The organism is Blautia massiliensis (ex Durand et al. 2017) (assembly GCF_001487165.1).
GTDB lineage: Bacteria > Bacillota > Clostridia > Lachnospirales > Lachnospiraceae > Blautia_A > Blautia_A fusiformis.
Genome location: NZ_LN913006.1, coordinates 3,317,108 through 3,336,197 on the forward strand (window position 1 = coordinate 3,317,108; position 19,090 = coordinate 3,336,197).

Consider the following 19,090-nt stretch of genomic DNA (forward strand, 5'->3'; position numbering starts at 1 on the left):
TGTTGTTAAAGAAATAAAGAAAGGAAGAGATACAATGAAAACAATCATAAAAAGAAGTATACTTGATTATTTAAAGAACCCTGTTTTGTGGATTGGCTTGATTATTATAGTTGCCAGTATGTATCAATGTCTGTCATCGTATTTGCAAATTCATTATATCAAACAGAATGAACAGATCACACAAAATGACGTAGCATTGGAAGATGCTGATGTCATGGATGGGTACATTCCCACATCTGATGATAAAGAAAGAAGAAGGGAGTGGGAAGATACGATCAAAGAGACGTTAATGGACACCTCCAAAAATGGTTTTGGATTTAGCAGGCAGGAAGCAGATCATGTAATGAAAGAAATTCAGAATATGGATGTAAAGACTGCTTCTGAGTTTTTGGAATCCCAATATGGCTATTATAATGCAATATATGCTTATGAGGACCTTGAAATTCATAAGGGGACAGCAGAAGAAATCAATCATTATATCGAGCGGAAATTATCCGAACATTCTTTTTCCTGGTACTTTGCCAAAAAATTTACGGATTTTGCAGGATTGCATATGGCCTTTTTTGCAACAGTCTTGCTATCATTTTTATTTATTCAGGATACACGAAAAAGTACCTATGAATTGTTACATACAAAGCCTGTTACGGCAGTCCAATATATATGTGGGAAAGTAATAAGCGGATTCATTAGTATGCTGGGAGTATTAGTGATTTTGAATGTTATATTCTTTATGCTGTGTTTGAAAACGTCTTTAGAATCGGGCTTTCCAGTAACACCAATTGATTTTTGCGTGAATTCTCTGATCTATATTATTCCGAATCTTTTGATGATATGTTGTGTCTATACAATTACAGCAGTAATATTTAAAAATCCGCTTCCGGCAGCACCAATCTTGTTTTTACACATTATATATTCAAATATGCTGACCATGAAGAATGATATTTATTATATGAGACCGTTCTCTATTATGGTGCGATTCCCTGGCAGATTTTTTGAAACACATGTAGCCAAAATGTCAAACATAAATCAGATTATTCTTGTAATTTCATCAGTTATATTAGTATGTATTTCTGTTACAATCTGGAAAAGGAGGAGGGTTCATTGAAAACGGAACTAAAAAACTGCCTGTCGTTATATAAGATTTTTTATTCATGTGCATTTATACTGATATTGTGTGCTATTCATCCGATTATATACTATGAAGAAATCGGTTCAGCGATTCAGTCGCCAATAGCATTTTTAACAATTATTTTTTGTAGTGACACATATTTGATGGAAGTAAAAAGTAAGCGTGCCGATGTATTTCATTTGTATGATCAAAAAAAGCAGTTAAAAGTAATATCGCAGAGAGTGGGCGTTCAAATATTATATTTATTAATACTTTCCTGTGTTGGATATGTTTTGTTTTTCTGGCAAAAACCGGGCAGTGTAAACGAAGGCATTTCGGGTATTCAGATATTTCTTTTATATTTCATTGCAATGTTTGGAACTATCTGGCTTTGGAGTATATGCTCTGTGATTTTGTGTACATTGCTTCGAAATATGTGGGCAGGTATTGGATGTTTATTTGGAATTGTCATTGGACTTATATCAAAAGCGGGAAGTTCATTTTTCGGAAATCTGGGATTGTTTTCTTTCAGCTTTTGTGAACCTACTCAATTAATGTCCGAGAGTTGGATTTATGGAACGCTTGTGTCTTTTATAGCGGGGCTGTTTTTATTTGCAGTATTACCAATGACTTTAAAGAAAAGAGGATAGATTATGAGTATTAGAATAAATGATTTAACAGTTAGATTTAAAAATGGTGTAGTTGCAGTAAATAAGGCATCTCTTGAAATACCTAAGGGAATTTACGGACTTTTGGGTGAGAATGGTGCCGGAAAAACCACTTTGATGAGGGTTCTTACAACTGTTTTAAAACAAACGGAAGGAATGGTTTCCCTTGATGGAATTCTGTATAACGAGGGAAATTATGAGAAAATACAGAAAAAGATTGGTTATCTTCCACAGGAAATCGACTTATATCCGAATCTTACGGTGAAAGAATGTCTTGTATATATGGGGGGACTGTCAGGAGTAGCCAGAAATGACCTCGAACAAAGAATTACCTATTATCTGGAAAAGACTTCTCTTACAGAGCATCAGAATAAAAAAATGCGGCAATTATCTGGTGGTATGAAGAGACGTGTCGGACTCATACAGGCACTTCTTAATAATCCGGATTTTTTGATTATTGATGAACCTACCACCGGGTTAGATCCGGAAGAAAGAATCAGGATCCGCAATCTTTTGGTTGATTTTTCAAAGGATAGAACTGTGCTGTTTTCCACTCATGTAGTAGAAGATTTAGCAGCAACCTGTACACAGCTTGCCATTATGAAAAAGGGAAGTTTTTTATATTCTGGAAGCGTGAGTGGGTTGCTGGAAAATGCAAAGGGCTGTGTTTGGAATTGTACGGTACAAAATGCAGAAGAAGCCCGTTTGTTAGAAGCCAATTATTCTATATCATCTAAGCAGTATGTAGAAAATGGAATTCATATGAAAGTATTAAGCAAAGGAAAGCCAAATGAGAATTGTGTCCTGGATAATGATATCACTTTGGAAGATGCATATATTTATTTGACGAATAGTTGAATATAACGGCGGGCAAGTTGCCCGCCGTAAATTATGCTTATTTTGTTAAAAGACCGGATAGTTTTTTTCCAATGCAAAATCCAATCTGTGGATATAACTCCTGAATTTCCTGATATTTTGCTTCAATCATTTCTGGTTCATCAGCCCAGATCTTTTCATATATTTTGAAAGCTCTTTTAAAATGTGTTTTGGCTTGCGGAAGATTGGCAGTCATCAGATAAATGGTTCCAAGGGTTTCCTGTACTTTGGCATAATCCAGACAGTCATCGGAATGGTATTCCTTGATGATGCCGGATAATTTTTGCAATTCAGAGATGCCTCTTTCGGGTTCCTGCTGTTCTGTCAGGAACATTGCATAATTGGCAATCTGAGGTATGCTGTCATTTATATGAAGCAGGTTAAATTGGTCAAGCAGTGAGATGCTTTTTTCCATGTGTTCTCTTGCAAGATCGGGATAACCGTTCATGCGGTAAAGTCCTCCAAGATTGGCATGAAGGTTAGAAACGAGGCGAGCATTGTCAGCAGTGATATTTTCTATCTGGGCAAGTGCATCTTTTTCCAGTTTTATTGCTTTTTCAGGTTTGGTTTCAAGGGTTGCCTGAAAATCCAGTAATAACGCCCGGTCAGAGTTGGTGCCAATGCTTTTTGTCTTTAACAGCACCTTCAGTTCCTGAATGATTCCCTTCATACCTTTGTGATAGTTATAGTTATCCATGTATGGAAATGCATTTTCCAGAAAAAGCAGATACTTTGGCATATCATCTTTTTCAATTAATTCTATGATATTTCCGATTGTTTGAAATAGCTTTTTATAATAATCTACTTCCATTCCATGCATTAAACATATGTGCTGTAAAGAATCCAGAAACGTGTGACAACTACTTACAGATGGTTTTGTCTCTGAAAGGGTGATTTCCTGAATCATCGGATGCAGAGAGATAGTGCGACGTGTTGTTGTCTGAACGAAACCAGTCTCAATTAAATCGTTGATTTCATTTAGTGTGGACAGTTCCAGCCATTTGGCAAATATACGGGCAGAAATACCGGTGGAAGGAAGAAAGCACATATTACACATGATATCCTGCTGTTTAAGAGATAAAGTGTATAAAGAAAACAGCGTATGGATATGACTATAATAGGTGGCTTTGCTGCTTTGTCCATCTTTGATTATTTTAATTTTATCTTCGTTATGGAAAGATGCTTTTTCCACCTGAAGTCTTGTTAATAACTGGTCTGGAGTCGAGATTCCATTTTCCAGAAGTTTTGCTGCCAGTTCCACGGCAAAAGTATGAGAGTGAACAGTTTCGATGATCTTTTCAACTGTTGCACGGTATGCGTCTGCCTCTGAATAAAATGCTGATGCCAGCTGTAAGAGAGCGTTCATATCCTCTATTTCTTTTAATGGCAGAGTACAGTATTCATCCAGTTTGCTTCTGGTTGTAAACAAAATCTGGCAGCGATATTTTAATACTACTGACAGAAAGCTGTCCTGTGTGGCAGTGACATTAAAATTATCTATGATAAGCAGAGTATCAGATTTCAGGGAACGCAGGAAACGGTTATGTCTTTGAAACCGTTCCTGTTCAGTGCTTTCCGGAAGATCGTCAATAAAATCCATGTCAGTAATATCCTGATGAAGATTGCCGGTATATTCTACATAAAGGATATTGGTGTATTGCTTTATGTACCGCTTTGCGTAGGCTTTGGCAAGTTCACTTTTTCCAATTCCGGCGATTCCGCAAAGAAAAACATGACGGTTTTCCTCAAGCATGGTATATAATTCTTCCAGTTCTTTATCTCTTCCGATAAAATGACGGCATGGTTTCGGAACCTCACTGTCCATAATATAATCCAGCACAATGGGGGATAAAGCGCCTCCGGCGAGCAGCTTCTGATTTTTGGTATTACGTTTGATGAATTGGCGTTCCATGCCAAAAGAAATCAGTTTTGCAAGAAACAGCAGTCTTGAACTGGCTGGTTTATATAAGGGAGTCAGATTTTTCTTTTTCGCATCTGAGATGCTGTCATCCTGAATGAATAAAGTGTAAATATCTTGTATAACCATATTACAGTCAGACATCAGTGGAAGAAGATTCTGGTGGATGGTATGGGCTAATTTTTCCTGATTGGATGACTTGGAATAGTAAGCGGATATTTTAGGACTGATTTTAGCCTGACCAGTCATCCAGCGGCAAACCAGACCGTTGTCCATTGAAAAATCCTGATTTGTCGGATCATCCATAAAATCTTCAAATAATTCGTATAAAAAATCAGGCTGACTCATTTGATTACTTTCGCTGATATGATTTTTTAAGCAAGTGCTAATAGAAGAAAAATCGCATCGATTCAATAGAAATTCCCCTTTCGTAGTTAAGATTAAGTATATCTATCATAACACGAACATACATTCGATTCAAGAAAATACGGATATTTTTAAAGTGATTGTGTCAATTTACAATCAATTTCTATTCAATGTGGTTTTCCGGCAGGTTCTGTAAAATAAGCTCAGATCAAAACAATAACGGGAGGAGCTTATGCAACAGAATATTGAATTTGAGCGGTGCATTGATTTTCTGGTACGGATGATTGATAAGTACGGCGCTGAAGTCCTCCGGGAGTTGGAGGAAGAAAAACAGAATAAGGAAGAAAAAGAAGCGGCAGTTTCCTGAAATACAAAATGTAAATCAGACTGTCGCTTTTTTCATGCATTTTTAAATCAAATAAATTTTAAAAGCTGATGCAGAGTGTGTGGCTCATTATTCTGAGAAGCGGTAATACGAGTATCAAATGGCTTGAAATGATTCTGCGTATAAAAGCTCAGAAGAAATTCATTATCTTCGCATTCAAGAAACTCCATAACGCCACCTACGGAATATTTGAGACTGGATATGGTTTCCAGTGCAAATCCCAGTAGAATATTTCCAGGAATTCGTTTTTCCTTTGGAAGAGAATAGTTCTTTCCCAACTGGGCGATCAGGTAAGCTGCGGTAGTATAGGATTGTGTTTCTTCATCCAAAATACTGACACGGGACAGCTTTTTTGCCATTGTCTTGCTGATATTTGAAGCACGGACAGAGATGGGTTTTACTGTAAGTGAAAAATAACCAACCAATGAAGCATCTTCAGCATCAAATACCAGATAAGTGATAGATTGATCTTTTTTGGTAAACTCAATCGCATTATGTAATAAAAAGTATTCCACATCGAGATTTTTGGGACAAGAAAAATCGGAGAGTAAGTCGTAAAGACTTTCCTCTCCGATATATGTCGGTTCGTCTTTATCCAAATATGCCCGAATATTAACGGTAAAATATTTATCAGACATGTTTTTTCTTCCTTTTTGACATTAAAGCTAAGATTTCCTGTGGGTTCGTTAACTGACGTCCGGGAAGTGTCTGCTTTGGTGTGCGGTCACGGTCGGCTTCGTCAATTGCTGCGACAAAACGCTTTATGCTATTTGGATTGGATACGACAAAATTATGAGTAATACTTGAAGTAGCCATACTAACACCTCCTCTTTTTTGGCTTTTTTGTGTATTTATAGTATATGCAATGTGTGATAAAAACACAATATCGAAAACAAAAATAATTTCTAAATAATTTTCAAGCCGGACATTTATTAGACGCTTCCGGTAAGCGAACAATATTTTCGAGCCAATCATTTATAAGTCGCCAATGGTGGGCGGGCAATATTTTGATAACAGAAATGCTCTGTATCTAACTTAATTATACGATTGGCGAAGAAATGCGTCAATACGGAAAATAAGTATTGAAAATAGTTGGAACAAGTACTAAAATTAAGTTGGGACATTGAATGGAAGTTATGTTACGAGATAATAAGAATTGTAGGTGGAAGGTTTGAACATAGAAGCATATGATGCTGATTCATTGAGAAAAATGGTTAGGTTGCTTGAATATGAGAACAAGATATTAAAAGATAAATTGAAGAAAGCAGGCATTTCATATGAAGAGGTGAATCCTTTTGAAGAAAAAATAGAAAGTGCAGAAGAATATGACCTGGATCAAGGGAGTCGTATTGTAAATCCGCCATATATTACAGAGAAAATGGCAATACGTTTCTTTTCGATGTTTTGGGGAAGAGAAGATGTATATGCCAGACGGGGAAAGAACGGGGGTTATTTTCCACAATGTGCAAATCGTTGGAATGACCGGCTTTGTCCTAAACAACGTAAAGAGAAGGTATTTTGTGATGAATGTGAAAATACCAAATGGATAAGTCTGGATGTAAAAAAAATAATTGCTCATTTGTTAGGCACAAAAGAAGATGGATCAGATGTAATAGGTGTATATCCTTTACTGCCAAATGGAACATGCAGATTTATTGTATTTGATTTTGATAATCATGAAAAAGGAGCAGAGGTTACGGACTTTGCAAATACGGATAATGAGTGGCATAAAGAAGTGGATGCGCTTAGAAAAATGTGTGAGCTTAATGGTATCAGACCTTTAGTTGAGAGATCTCGATCTGGAAAAGGTGCCCATGTATGGATTTTCTTTAAAAAGGCAATATCTGCGGCAACAGCAAGGAATTTTGGATTTCTCCTGTTAGACAAGGGTTCAACTTCCATCAATCTGAAATCTTTTCATTATTATGATAGAATGTATCCTTCGCAGGATGTGGCAAGCAGCATAGGTAATTTGATTGCATTGCCATTACAGGGGCAGGCACTTAAAAATGGAAATAGTGCTTTTGTAGATGAAAATTGGAATGCATATCCTGATCAATGGGATGCTCTTTTCAATAAAACAAAAAAGCTGGGAATAGAAGATGTTGAACAATGCATGGCAAAATGGCAGGGAGAATTAGCAGAAGTCAGAGGAACGCTTACTAATATTGAGAAGAATGTCAGACCGAAACCATGGAAGAAGAAATGTGAGTTTTGTAAGTCAGATGTTGTGGGCAAGCTTCATATGGTATTGGGCAATGGAGTTTATATTGATACTCTGAATCTTATGCCAAGAATACAAAATCAGGTCCGTAGTTTGGCGGCATTTGATAATCCGGAATTTTACAAAAATAAAAGGCTGGGATATTCTAATTATTATAATTTCAGTACTGTATATTTAGGTAAGGATATAGATGGATATATACAGATTCCGAGAGGACTGCGGGAAAATATTATACAGGAATGTGAAAAAGCAGGCATTTCAGTTGATGTTTCAGATCAAAGAGAAACAGGACAACCTATCAGAGTATCTTTTAAAGGTGATTTGCGAATGCAACAGGAATTAGCAGCAGAAAAATTATTATCACATTCAGATGGGGTTTTGAGTGCGGCAACTGCATTTGGAAAGACTGTAGTATGTAGTTACCTTATTGCAGAGCGAAAAGTAAATACGCTCATTTTGCTGCAAAATAAAGATTTGCTTAATCAGTGGGTTGATGAATTGAATCATTTCTTAGAGATAAGAGAAGAACCACCGGAATATGAAACAAAAACAGGAAGAAAGAAAAAAAGAAATAGTGTGATAGGCGTTTTGCACGGAAATAAAAATACATTGACAGGGATTATAGATGTTGCAATGGTTGGTTCAATGTACAGCAGAGGAAAATTTAATGAACGGATTAATTCTTACGGAATGGTAATTATGGATGAATGTCATCACGCAGCTTCTAACACATCTATGGAATTATTGCAGAAAATAAATGCAAAATACGTATATGGTGTTTCTGCTACACCTAAACGTGGTGACAGTCTTGATCGGATCATCTATATGCTGTTAGGACCTTTGAGACATAGATTTACTGCATTGGAGAGGGCTAAGGAACAGGGGATTGGACATTATTTTGTCCCAAGATACACAAGAGTAGTTGATACTGCAGAAAGCAAGGATAATATTAATAAAGCATATAATTTGATTAGTACCAGTAAGGTGCGCAATGAAATGATCATAGATGATGTTATAACTTGTGTTGCAAGAAAACAAACTCCTGTAATTTTGACAAGATTTAAGGAACATGCAAAATTTTTACATGATGCCTTAAAGAAAAAAGCAGATCATGTATTCCTTCTGTATGGGGATAATTCGGATAAGGAAAATGCTGAAATAAGAGTAAAATTAAAGCAGATACCTGAAAATGAATCGCTTATTTTGGTGGCAACTGGTCAGAAAATAGGAGAAGGGTTTGATTTCCCAAGACTGGATGTATTAATGCTTGCAGCACCTGTATCTTTTGAAGGACGCCTGGAACAGTATGTAGGTAGATTAAACAGAGATTATGTCGGAAAAGAAGCCGTTTATGTGTATGATTATATCGATTCGCATGTGCGTTATTTTGATAAAATGTATGCAAAAAGATTGAGAACATATAGGAAAATGGGATTTTCAATCTGGACGCAAGAGTTGCAACCTAAACAAATAATAAATGCAATATTTGATTCTGTAAATTATACCGAAAAATTCGAGCAAGATATTGTAGAGTCAGAAAAAATGGTGGTAATTTCCAGTCCGGATATCAGACAGGATAAAATTGACAGATTTTTATTACTAGTCAAGAAGAGACAGGAAGTAGGGGTAAAGGTCACAGTTATTACAACAGATCCGGAAGATATTACTTACGGAAAGTCAGATGTATGTTATGAATTAATCAGAGCAATGCAATTGGTAGGAATAAATGTGATAACAAGAACAGAAGTAGAAGAATATTTTGCCGTTATTGATGATGAAATAGTATGGCATGGTGGGATGAATCTACTTGGAAAAGCTGATGTCTGGGATAACTTAATGCGTATCAGAAATTCACAAGTTGCAACGGAATTGTTGGAAATTGCTTTGGGATGTTCTGAGGAGAGGAGGAAAAGTGAATAAAAAGATAAAATGTGATATCTATACCAGAGTATCCACAACCATGCAGGTAGATGGCTACAGTCTGGATGCTCAGAAAGAAAAACTCGAGAGATATGCGGAATTTCAGAACATGGAAATCGTAAATGAGTATTCCGATGAAGGTAAGTCTGGAAAAAGCGTAGAGGGCAGACCGGAATTTCAGAGAATGTTGGATAATATTGAGAATGGAACAGATGAGGTGCAGTTTGTACTGGTGTTCAAGCTTTCCAGATTTGGTCGTAATGCGGCAGATGTTTTAAATTCTTTGCAGAGGATGCAGGATTTTGGAGTGAATCTGATCTGTGTAGAAGATGGAATTGACAGCTCAAAAGATAGTGGAAAGCTGATGATTTCTGTTCTGTCTGCGGTGGCAGAGATCGAACGAGAGAATATCCTTGTTCAGACAATGGAAGGACGTAAGCAGAAAGCCAGGGAAGGAAAATGGAATGGTGGATTTGCTCCGTATGGTTATGAATTAGTAAATGGAGAATTGCAGATTGCAGAGGACGAAGCAGAGATTATTCGTCTGATCTATGACAAATTTATTCATACCAATATGGGAATCTCTGCGATTGCTGCATGGCTGAACCAGCATGGATACAAAAAGAAAAAACGACAGAATAATACACTGGACGCATTTGCCGCTTCATTTATAAAGGGCGTTCTGGATAATCCGGTATACTGTGGAAAGCTGGCTTATGGACGAAGGAAAAACGAGAAAGTTTCTGGTACAAGAAATGAATACCGCATTGTAAAGCAGGAAAATTATATGCTGCACGATGGTATCCATGAAGGGATTGTTTCAGAAACAGACTGGGAGCTGGCACATCAAAAACGGGAAAAAACAGGTGTGAAATATGAAAAGACACATAGTTTCGATCATGAGCATATTTTATCCGGAATATTGAGATGCCCATTATGTGGAAGTGGTATGTATGGAAACGTGAACCGAAAGAAAAAGAAAGACGGAACCTTATATAAGGATTATTTCTATTATGCCTGCAAACATCGTCGCCTGGTAGATGGTCATAAATGTGGATATCGTAAACAATGGAGCGAGGAGAAGATTAACAATGCAGTGGAAGAAGTTATTCGGAAGCTGGTGAAGAATCCGAAATTTGAAGAAGCAATTCTGAATAAAATCGGTTCAAGAATAGATACAGAAGAAATAGAAAAAGAGATTGAAAGACTGGAAAAACAGCACAGGCAACTGACCGGAGCAAAAGCAAGACTTGGACAGCAGATGGATAGTCTGGATATCATGGATAAATTTTATGAAAAGAAATATCAGGATATGGAGACACGCTTATATCGTCTATATGATGAAATTGAAGGCGTGGAGAATAGTATAGAAGAAGTTAAGAATCGCCTGCTGAATATCCGGCAACAGAAAATATCAGAAGAAAACGTCTATCAATTTCTTTTATATTTTGATAAACTATATGATAAGTTCACCGACCTGGAGAAAAAAGAATTTCTTAATAGCTTTGTAGAACAGGTGGACATTTACGAGCAGGAGCAGCCAGATGGCAGATTCCTGAAGCACATAAAGTTCCGTTTTCCGGTGTATTTTGGAGACAGGGAAATACAGGAACTTTGTTGGGACAACGAAAGTACCGTTGAGACCGTGTGCCTCTTGAGCAACCGAAAACCAGATACTACGGTAAAACTCAGCGTGGATATGGATGATTACTACCGTATTATAAATGGTAAAGATGCAGAATAATGATTTTGTCATAGTGGCTGTGTTGAATTTCTATTTTTTAAATTGTTCACATTGATAATGTATCTGATTTTGGAGGAAAATTAATTTATGGACAAAGAAAAAGCAGATATGATTATTTATACGACAGAGGATGGTCTGACGAAAGTTGAAACTACTTTTGATGGTGATACCGTCTGGTTGTCCATTGATCAGATGGCAGAATTGTTTCAGAGAGATAAATCAACCATTTCCAGACATATTAAAAATATATTTATAGAAGGTGAATTACAGCGGGATTCAGTTGTTGCAAAATTTGCAACAACTGCTTCTGATGGAAAAGTTTACAATGTAGACTATTACAATCTTGATGTTATTATTTCTGTTGGCTATCGTGTAAAATCAAAACAGGGAACACAGTTCAGAATTTGGGCAACTGGGATTTTAAAAGAATACATGAGAAAAGGTTTTGCTTTAGATGATGATCGTTTGAAAAATCTAGGTGGCGGTGGATATTTCAAGGAATTGTTGGAGAGAATCCGTGATATTCGTGCATCCGAGAAAGTGTTTTATCCAATGCGTCGTAAAACTCCTTGCTTCCGCTATGGGGATATAAGACGCGTCCATCGAATTTATGCAAGTAATTGAAGATGGACAAAATAGTAATTGTATTAACTAATAAACCATAGTATAATACAAATATGAACACAACATATAAATCAAACAACAATGTCGTCTATTCCTGTAAATACCATGTAGTATGGTGTCTAAAGTATAGACGAAAAGTATTAATTAACGGTGTGGACGTCCGGCTGAAGGAGCTGCTCACAGAGTATGCTACAAATCTTTCTGTAGACATTCTGGAAATGGAGATCATGCCAGATCATGTTCATATGCTTTTGGAAGTAGATCCTCAGTTTGGCATCCACAAAGCTGTAAAGTCATTTAAAGGCTATACGTCCAGAATTTTAAGACAGGAATTTCCCTATCTTAAAACGAAAATGCCGACTCTCTGGACAAACAGCTATTTTGTATCGACGGTGGGCGGTGCTCCGCTGGAAACAGTAAAACAGTATATTGAAAACCAGAAAACATCGCAGAGACAAAAGGATAAGATGGGATAATGCAAAAAGGAATTAAATTTAGGATCTACCCGAACAGAGAACAGAAAAACTTCATCCATCAGACCCTGGGATGTTGCCGGTTCATCTACAACCGGGGACTTGCCATGCGTAAGGAAGGCTATGAAAATGGGGAAAAGATCGGCTATTCCCAGACTTCCGCCATGCTGACTGAACTGAAAAAGCAAGAGGAGTTTGCCTTTCTGAAAGCAGCAGATTCCATTGCATTACAGCAGTCTTTGCGGGATCTCGACCGGGGATTTGTGAATTTCTTTCAGAAACGGGCTTCCTATCCAACCTTCAAAAGTAAACATAACCGGTTCCAGTCATACAGAACGGTAAATCAAAAAGATAATATTCGTATTGTGGGAAGATATATCAAACTTCCGAAACTTGGATTTGTTAAAATACGGCAGTCGATGGAAGTGGAAAAGATTAATCACGTGATAATTGAGCACACACCGGCTGGAAAATATTTTGCGGTTTTAAATGTTGATTTTGAACCGGAACCACGCTCAAATGCTGGGGGAACGATAGGGATTGATGTCGGGATCAAAGCGTTCTACTCCGACAGTAATGGAAATACGGTATCAAATCCCAGATATCTGGAACGCTCAATGCGAAAACTCATAAGAGAACAGCGCAGGCTTTCCCGAAAACAAAAAGATTCCCATAACCGCGAGAAGCAGCGGATCAGGGTGGCAAGAGTGTATGAGAAAGTAACCAATCAGCGGAATGATTTCCTGCAGAAACAGTCAACGATGCTGGTGCGTGAAAACCAAACCATCTGTATTGAAGATCTGAATGTTAAGGGGATGATCCGGAATCATAAACTGTCAAAATCGATAGCGAGTGTTTCCTGGGCAAAATTTTTTGAAATGCTGGAATATAAAGCTGGCTGGTATGGAAATGAAATTCACAGAGTACCAACGATGTATCCGAGCAGTCAGACCTGCAGCTGTTGTGGCTACAGAAATCCACGGATAAAAAATCTGGGCATTCGTATCTGGGAGTGTCCCAAATGCCATGCGGTTCATGACCGGGATACGAATGCAAGTATCAATATTCTGAAAAAAGGACTGCAGATGCAGTCTGCATAAAGATAAAAACTGTACCGTAGGGCATACGGGAACAGTATAAATATAGCTTGTGGACACTGTGTAAGACATTGCAGTACCGTAAGGTGTTTGCCAATGCAGTAGTGGGAGAAGCAAGAATCCCCCTGCTTTAGCTGTGGGGAGTGTCAAAAAACATTGCTTTACAAGAAGAATAAAAAAGCATATAATTCTTTTATAATATATTTAATAAAAGAGGGTAAGAAAACGGAAAATAAAGATAAAAAAAATATAACAAGAAAAAGAATAATTAATTATGTGCTGAACAATCATGTTACATCCAAGGCGGGAATCGCAAAAGATTTAAATTTGAGTATGCCGACTGTGTTAGCAAATGTGAATGACTTGTTAGAAAAAATGGTGTTGGAAGAAACTGGGGAATATGCTTCGACCGGTGGAAGAAAGGCAAAAAGTATAGGGATTAATAAGTCATACTGTCATGCAATGGGAATTTTGATTACAGCGAATCATATAGAAATGGTATTAGTAAATCTTGGAGATGAGATTATAAAAAAAGATCGCATCCGTTTAAAATTTACGGCAGAATTATCCTATTGTACAGAAGTGGCACAAAAGGTCAAAACTTTTCTTGAAGGCGAATTAGCGAAGGATACGCTACTTGGGATTGGAGTGGCGATTCCGGGAATTATTGATCAGAAAGAACGGATCGTTTTAAAATCCCATGCTTTAGGTATAGAGAATTATAGTCTGCGCTTTTTAGAGCAGGCTTTGGAAATTCCAGTATATTTTGAAAACGATGCTAATGCTGCAATGCTTGCAGAAAAAAAGCAAAAGTATCCAAATGCGATATATCTGTCTTTGAACCACACCTTAGGAGGCGCATTCTGCATAGATGGAAAGCTGTTTCGAGGGCAGAACCAGAAAGCAGGTGAGTTTGGTCACATGATACTCGTTCCCGGTGGAAGAAAGTGTTATTGTGGTAAAGCAGGATGTGCAGATGCATATTGTGCTGCAAGTGTACTGACACAAGATAACAGGCAGTCACTGGATGCATTTATGGAAAAAATTGAAAGTGGTGATGAAAAAATTTTGCAGACATGGAATGAGTATCTGGATCATCTTGCTGTTTTGATATCAAATCTGCGGATGGCATATGATATGGATATCATACTAGGAGGTGATGTGGGAGGTGTATTGTCAGATTATATGATACCACTGGGAGAAAAAGTGATGGCATATAATGGCTTTGAGCATGATGTTTCATACTTAAAAAATTGTTCGTATAAGAAAGAAGCGTCGGCTGTTGGAGCCGCGAAATACTTTTTTACAAAACATATGGCAGAATTGTAAATTTTTTGAACGCAGATAAGCAGTCCACCGCATCTGGTGCGCAGGGCATCAAGCGTTGGGTAAGGGGATGTTCACTCTGTTGGAGTTAAAAGCTCCCACTGACAGGTTGCAAAGTGAATGCAGATGTCCGCTTTATATGTGTGAAAAACGAGAAGTTGTGTAAAATTAGAAAAAGATATTATAGTAAAAAACGGAAAGAAAACAGTAACTATGGTTTTCTTTCCGTTTTTTTGCGTGTTAATTGTAAAAAATATACAAAAAATGTATTTTGAAATTATGAAATATATAAAAATATGAAAAAACATATTGACAAATTGTGTTTACAGGGCAATAATGTAATTACTTTAATAAAATAATTTATAAAAGATAAAATAAAACAATATAAATAAGGAAGAAACAATTATGATAAAAAAGGAGAAAACAGTTATGTTACAGCAGGTAATGACAAATCCAGGAGAAATTATTTTCAGAGAGGTTCCGGTTCCGGAGGTAAAGGAAAATCAGGTGTTGGTAAAGATTATGAATATTGGTGTTTGTGGATCAGATATTCATGTTTATCATGGAAAACATCCGTTTACAAAATATCCGGTAACACAGGGACATGAGGTTTCTGGTGAGATTACAGAACTTGGAAAAAATGTCACAGAGTTTCATGTGGGACAGAAGGTGACGATAGAGCCTCAGGTATATTGTGGACATTGCTATCCATGTCGTCATGGAAAGTATAATCTCTGTGAGGAATTAAAAGTAATGGGATTTCAGACGACAGGAACAGCATCTGAGTATTTTGCAGTGGATGCATCTAAAGTAACACCTATTCCAGAAGATATGTCCTATGAAGAAGGAGCTATGATCGAACCTCTTGCGGTGGCAGTTCATGGTGTAAAACAGATGGGCGATGTGGCTGGCATGAATATTGTAGTCCTTGGCGCAGGACCGATCGGAAATCTCGTGGCACAGGCAGCAAAAGGAATGGGGGCAGCGAAAGTGATGATCACAGATATCAGTGATCTTAGACTGGCAAAGGCAAAAGAATGTGGAATTGATGTGTGTGTGAATACCAAAAATAAAGACTTCGGTGAGGCAATGATCGAAGCATTTGGACCGGATAAGGCGGATGTGATCTACGACTGTGCCGGAAACAATATTACAATGGGACAGGCAATTAAATATGCAAGAAAAGGAAGCACGATCGTACTGGTGGCTGTTTTTGCAGGAATGGCAGAAGTAGATCTTGCAGTGGCAAATGACCACGAACTTGACATTAAGAGCACGATGATGTACCGCCATGATGATTACATAGATGGAATCAGACTGGTAAATGAGGGCAAAGTTCATTTGAAACCGCTCATCTCAAAGACATTTGCTTTTAAAGATTATCTGAAGGCGTACCAGTATATTGATGATAACCGCGAGACAACGATGAAAGTAATTATCAACGTCAGTGAAAAGTAAGGAGTTCGTATGGAAAATAAATATGGAATTGTCGGAGTTGCTCATATCGGGCTTCCGACAAACGATTTGCAGAAAACAGTTGAGTTTTATAAGAGTCTTGGATTTGAAGTAATTATGCAGTCTTATAATGAAAAAGCAGGGGAAAAAGTGGCATTTTTACAGATAAAAAATTACTGTATAGAGACTTTTGAAAATGGGCAGGCGGCAATGTCAGACGGTGCATACCAACATGTTGCACTTGATGTGGAAGACATTGAAAGTATGTATCAGAAAATCTGCAATGAAAAATACACAATTATTACAGACGGAATCGAAGAACTGCCATTTTGGGAAAATGGTGTGAAGTTTTTTATGATCAAGGGACCAAATGAGGAAAGAATAGAGTTCTGTCAGAAACTCTGATAAAAATAGGAGGGACATATGGGAAGCGAAAACAAAAATGGAAAAGTACCGCTGATCAGTAAGATTGCATATGGGTTTGGTGATGTCGGATGTAATTTTAGCTGGATGTTCGTCAGTAATTTTCTGATGATATTTTATACAGACGTGTTCGGAATCAGTATGGCGGCTGTGTCAGCACTTATGCTTTTTTCAAGATTTTGGGATGCGATCAATGATCCAATCGTCGGGGGACTTACGGATAAAACAAAATCGAGATGGGGACGGTACCGTCCATGGCTGTTAGTAGCGGCACCAATTACAGCGATTCTTCTTGTTATGACATTCTGGGCAAGACCCGACTGGCCGCAGAATGGAAAGATCATTTATATGGTAATTACATATTGTCTGCTGGTTTTGGGGTATACCTGTGTGAATATTCCATATGGAACCTTGTGTGGTGCTATGACACAGGATATTGATGAACGTGCAAAAATAAATACATCCCGTTCGGTTGCAGCGATGATTGCAATTGGTGTGTTAAATATTATCACAGTTCCACTGCTCAGCAAATTCGGCAGTCACAGTGCAAAGACAGGATATCTGACGGTGGCGGTCATATATGGATGTATTTTTACAGCCTGTCATTTCTTCTGCTTTGCGAAGACGAAAGAGGCAGTGATTACTCCGGAAAAAGAAAAAATTTCTGTAAAGATACAGTTGAAAGCAGTTATGCAGAACAGACCATATCTTCTTGCATTGGCAGGACAGATATTATTTGGATTTACATTGTATGGTAGAAACGCAGATATTCTGTATTATTTTACATATGTGGAAGGGAATGCCTCCTACTACACAACTTATTCGATGTGCATTATTATTCCTTCTATCATCGGGGCAGCCTGTTTTCAACCATTATTCCGCAAGTTGAATAACAAAGGAAGAACAGCATCTCTCTTTGCTTTATTTACAGGAATTTCCATGTTGTCTATGTTTTTCTTCAATGCCAAAGAATCACCAGCTATTTTTTATGCATTATCTGGTCTCACACAGTTTTTCTTCTCTGGATTTAATACCGCAATCTATGCAATTATTCCAGACTGTGTGGAATATGGGGAGTGGAAAACCGGACTTAGAAATGACGGTTTTCAGTATGCATTTATTTCACTTGGAAATAAAATCGGAATGGCAGTTGGAACAGCACTTTTAGCAGGATTACTTGGAAAATATGGTTATATTGCAAATCAGACACAAAATGCAATTGTACTTTCAATTATGAAACATGCATTTACGACGATTCCGGGTGTACTGTGGATTGTGACTGCGGTTGTATTATTTTTCTACCGGTTAAATAAAAAACGTTATAACGAGATTGTAGAGGAACTAAAAAATGGAAGAAAAAGTTGATATCGTGGCATTGGGAGAGTTGCTTCCTATGATCCAAATTATCGCTCATCTCTTTGGAAGAGCAAAGAGTATGCAGTGAAAAAAATGAGATCTGTCATAGAATTGGTAGATGTCATAAAGGTATCAGATGAAGAGAGTACTCTGTTGACAGAGGCGAAAAGTTATGAGCAGGCTGCAGATCAACTCCTTGCCATGGGACCAAAGCTGGTTGCTATTACATTGGGAGAACAGAGCGTTCTTATGGCAACAAAAAGCAGAAAAGAAATCATCAAAGCATTTCAGACACATGCGGTCGACACGACTGGGGCAGGTGATTCATTCTGGGGAGGCGTATTATGCAGTATCCTTTCTATGAATAAGAATGTTGAAAAAATGGAATGGGAAGAAATCAAAAAGTGTGCTGTTTTGGGAAATGCAGTTGCTGGATTGTGTGTGCAAAAGAGAGGCGGAATCCCTGCGATTCCGACGAAAGAGGCAGTGATTGAATTTATGCAGAAATAATGAATGTATATGAACAAACTCGGGGCTGTAAAAATCACGATTTATTAATCGTTAAAGCATCAGCCCCGTGTTTTTCTGTCGGAGTATTATTCCGCTTTTATCTCTCCATCATGCTGATAGACTCAATTCCGACACTTCCGCCGCGGACAACTTCGATATGTTTGAACTCTTCTTTGATAAGCTTGATGACCGCGTCATTTTTGGTTGCGGTCTGGACGAATTCCAGAAGGAGGCTGTCTTTTCCATAGTCGATGACACGTGCCTTGAAAGTCTCAGCAATCTGGAAAAGTTCTACTTTATCTTCCGGGGAGCAGCCCTTTACCTTGATGTAAAGGATCTCCTTCATTCGAACGAACACGTCTGTAAAATCAATAACCTTGATCACCTCGATCATACGGTTCAGCTGTTTTTTGATCTGCTCAAAGGTTTCATCATCGCTGACTGTGGCGATGGTCATTCTGGAAACTGTTGGGTCTTCCGTGGTTCCAACTGTAAGACTGTCCAGGTTATAGGACTTTCCGGAGAAAAGACCGGAAATCTTGGAAAGAACACCGACCTGGTTTTCAACGTAGAGAGAGATCCATCTTTTTTTCATTCCTTTATCCATCATTCATTCC

The 19,090-nt window shown here is 37.7% G+C and carries 17 protein-coding genes and 1 pseudogene; 14 read left to right on the forward strand and 4 right to left on the reverse strand.

Translation table 11 applies throughout. From position 1 onward, the window contains the following. Positions 1 to 34: 34 nt before the first annotated feature. From BN3261_RS16130 to BN3261_RS16140, 3 genes are read left to right on the forward strand one after another with little or no spacing between them, the layout of a single operon-like run. Positions 35 to 1,105, forward strand: coding sequence for an ABC transporter permease subunit (locus BN3261_RS16130; RefSeq protein WP_006857839.1), 1,071 nt, complete (start codon positions 35 to 37; stop codon positions 1,103 to 1,105). Continuing rightward, complete coding sequence (locus BN3261_RS16135; RefSeq protein ID WP_008705633.1) at positions 1,102 to 1,758, forward strand: hypothetical protein; 657 nt, start codon at positions 1,102 to 1,104, stop codon at positions 1,756 to 1,758. The genes BN3261_RS16130 and BN3261_RS16135 overlap by 4 nt, the downstream gene beginning before the upstream one ends. Positions 1,759 to 1,761: 3 nt before the next feature. Further along, positions 1,762 to 2,634: an ATP-binding cassette domain-containing protein gene (locus BN3261_RS16140; protein WP_005348496.1), complete on the forward strand. Its 873-nt coding sequence runs from the start codon at positions 1,762 to 1,764 to the stop codon at positions 2,632 to 2,634. A 37-nt stretch (positions 2,635 to 2,671) separates the two neighbouring features. Here BN3261_RS16140 and BN3261_RS16145 read toward each other — a convergent pair whose 3' ends face one another. Next, the gene (locus tag BN3261_RS16145) at positions 2,672 to 4,918 is read right to left on the reverse strand and encodes a tetratricopeptide repeat protein (protein ID WP_059086760.1); all 2,247 of its coding nucleotides are present in this window, start codon (positions 4,916 to 4,918) and stop codon (positions 2,672 to 2,674) included. 250 nt (positions 4,919 to 5,168) lie between these two features. Between BN3261_RS16145 and BN3261_RS18105 the strand changes: the two genes are divergently transcribed. Then, positions 5,169 to 5,303: a hypothetical protein gene (locus tag BN3261_RS18105; RefSeq protein WP_005348500.1), complete on the forward strand. Its 135-nt coding sequence runs from the start codon at positions 5,169 to 5,171 to the stop codon at positions 5,301 to 5,303. A gap of 47 nt (positions 5,304 to 5,350) precedes the next feature. Here BN3261_RS18105 and BN3261_RS16150 read toward each other — a convergent pair whose 3' ends face one another. Further along, positions 5,351 to 5,959 carry a hypothetical protein gene (locus tag BN3261_RS16150; RefSeq protein WP_055157105.1) on the reverse strand — a complete coding sequence of 203 codons (609 nt, stop codon included), beginning with the start codon at positions 5,957 to 5,959 and terminating at the stop codon, positions 5,351 to 5,353. Then, positions 5,952 to 6,137, reverse strand: coding sequence for a hypothetical protein (locus tag BN3261_RS18055; RefSeq protein WP_009245306.1), 186 nt, complete (start codon positions 6,135 to 6,137; stop codon positions 5,952 to 5,954). The genes BN3261_RS16150 and BN3261_RS18055 overlap by 8 nt, the downstream gene beginning before the upstream one ends. A 355-nt stretch (positions 6,138 to 6,492) precedes the next feature. On the opposite strand from BN3261_RS18055, the gene BN3261_RS16160 reads away from it, so the two are divergent. The 10 genes and pseudogenes from BN3261_RS16160 (at position 6,493) to BN3261_RS16205 (ending at position 18,473) form a co-directional block, all read left to right on the forward strand. Continuing rightward, positions 6,493 to 9,465 (forward strand): TOTE conflict system archaeo-eukaryotic primase domain-containing protein, encoded by a 2,973-nt coding sequence (locus tag BN3261_RS16160; RefSeq protein ID WP_110925840.1) that lies wholly within the window; start codon positions 6,493 to 6,495, stop codon positions 9,463 to 9,465. Further along, complete coding sequence (locus BN3261_RS16165) at positions 9,458 to 11,209, forward strand: recombinase family protein (protein WP_268872679.1); 1,752 nt, start codon at positions 9,458 to 9,460, stop codon at positions 11,207 to 11,209. The genes BN3261_RS16160 and BN3261_RS16165 overlap by 8 nt, the downstream gene beginning before the upstream one ends. An 87-nt stretch (positions 11,210 to 11,296) precedes the next feature. Further along, a pseudogene (locus BN3261_RS16170) lies at positions 11,297 to 11,758 on the forward strand (virulence RhuM family protein); the annotation flags it as partial. A 128-nt stretch (positions 11,759 to 11,886) separates the two neighbouring features. Next, positions 11,887 to 12,309 (forward strand): IS200/IS605 family transposase, encoded by a 423-nt coding sequence (gene tnpA, locus BN3261_RS16175; RefSeq protein ID WP_059086761.1) that lies wholly within the window; start codon positions 11,887 to 11,889, stop codon positions 12,307 to 12,309. Then, on the forward strand, positions 12,309 to 13,406 hold the full coding sequence (gene tnpB / locus BN3261_RS16180; protein WP_059086285.1) for an IS200/IS605 family element RNA-guided endonuclease TnpB: 1,098 nt from the start codon (positions 12,309 to 12,311) through the stop codon (positions 13,404 to 13,406). The genes tnpA and tnpB overlap by 1 nt, the downstream gene beginning before the upstream one ends. A 330-nt stretch (positions 13,407 to 13,736) precedes the next feature. Next, positions 13,737 to 14,732: an ROK family protein gene (locus BN3261_RS16185; protein ID WP_173734689.1), complete on the forward strand. Its 996-nt coding sequence runs from the start codon at positions 13,737 to 13,739 to the stop codon at positions 14,730 to 14,732. A 426-nt stretch (positions 14,733 to 15,158) separates the two neighbouring features. After that, positions 15,159 to 16,187, forward strand: a complete 1,029-nt coding sequence (locus BN3261_RS16190; RefSeq protein ID WP_059086986.1) for a zinc-dependent alcohol dehydrogenase — start codon at positions 15,159 to 15,161, stop codon at positions 16,185 to 16,187. Positions 16,188 to 16,196: 9 nt separating this feature from the next. After that, positions 16,197 to 16,589, forward strand: coding sequence for a VOC family protein (locus BN3261_RS16195; RefSeq protein ID WP_021652508.1), 393 nt, complete (start codon positions 16,197 to 16,199; stop codon positions 16,587 to 16,589). A gap of 18 nt (positions 16,590 to 16,607) precedes the next feature. Next, on the forward strand, positions 16,608 to 17,972 hold the full coding sequence (locus BN3261_RS16200; protein WP_059086762.1) for an MFS transporter: 1,365 nt from the start codon (positions 16,608 to 16,610) through the stop codon (positions 17,970 to 17,972). 84 nt (positions 17,973 to 18,056) lie between these two features. After that, positions 18,057 to 18,473: a carbohydrate kinase family protein gene (locus tag BN3261_RS16205; RefSeq protein WP_235812424.1), complete on the forward strand. Its 417-nt coding sequence runs from the start codon at positions 18,057 to 18,059 to the stop codon at positions 18,471 to 18,473. A 97-nt stretch (positions 18,474 to 18,570) separates the two neighbouring features. On the opposite strand, the gene ilvN is transcribed toward BN3261_RS16205, so the two are convergent. After that, positions 18,571 to 19,080: an acetolactate synthase small subunit gene (ilvN, locus tag BN3261_RS16210; protein WP_015526065.1), complete on the reverse strand. Its 510-nt coding sequence runs from the start codon at positions 19,078 to 19,080 to the stop codon at positions 18,571 to 18,573. Between the last annotated feature and the right edge of the window lie 10 nt (positions 19,081 to 19,090).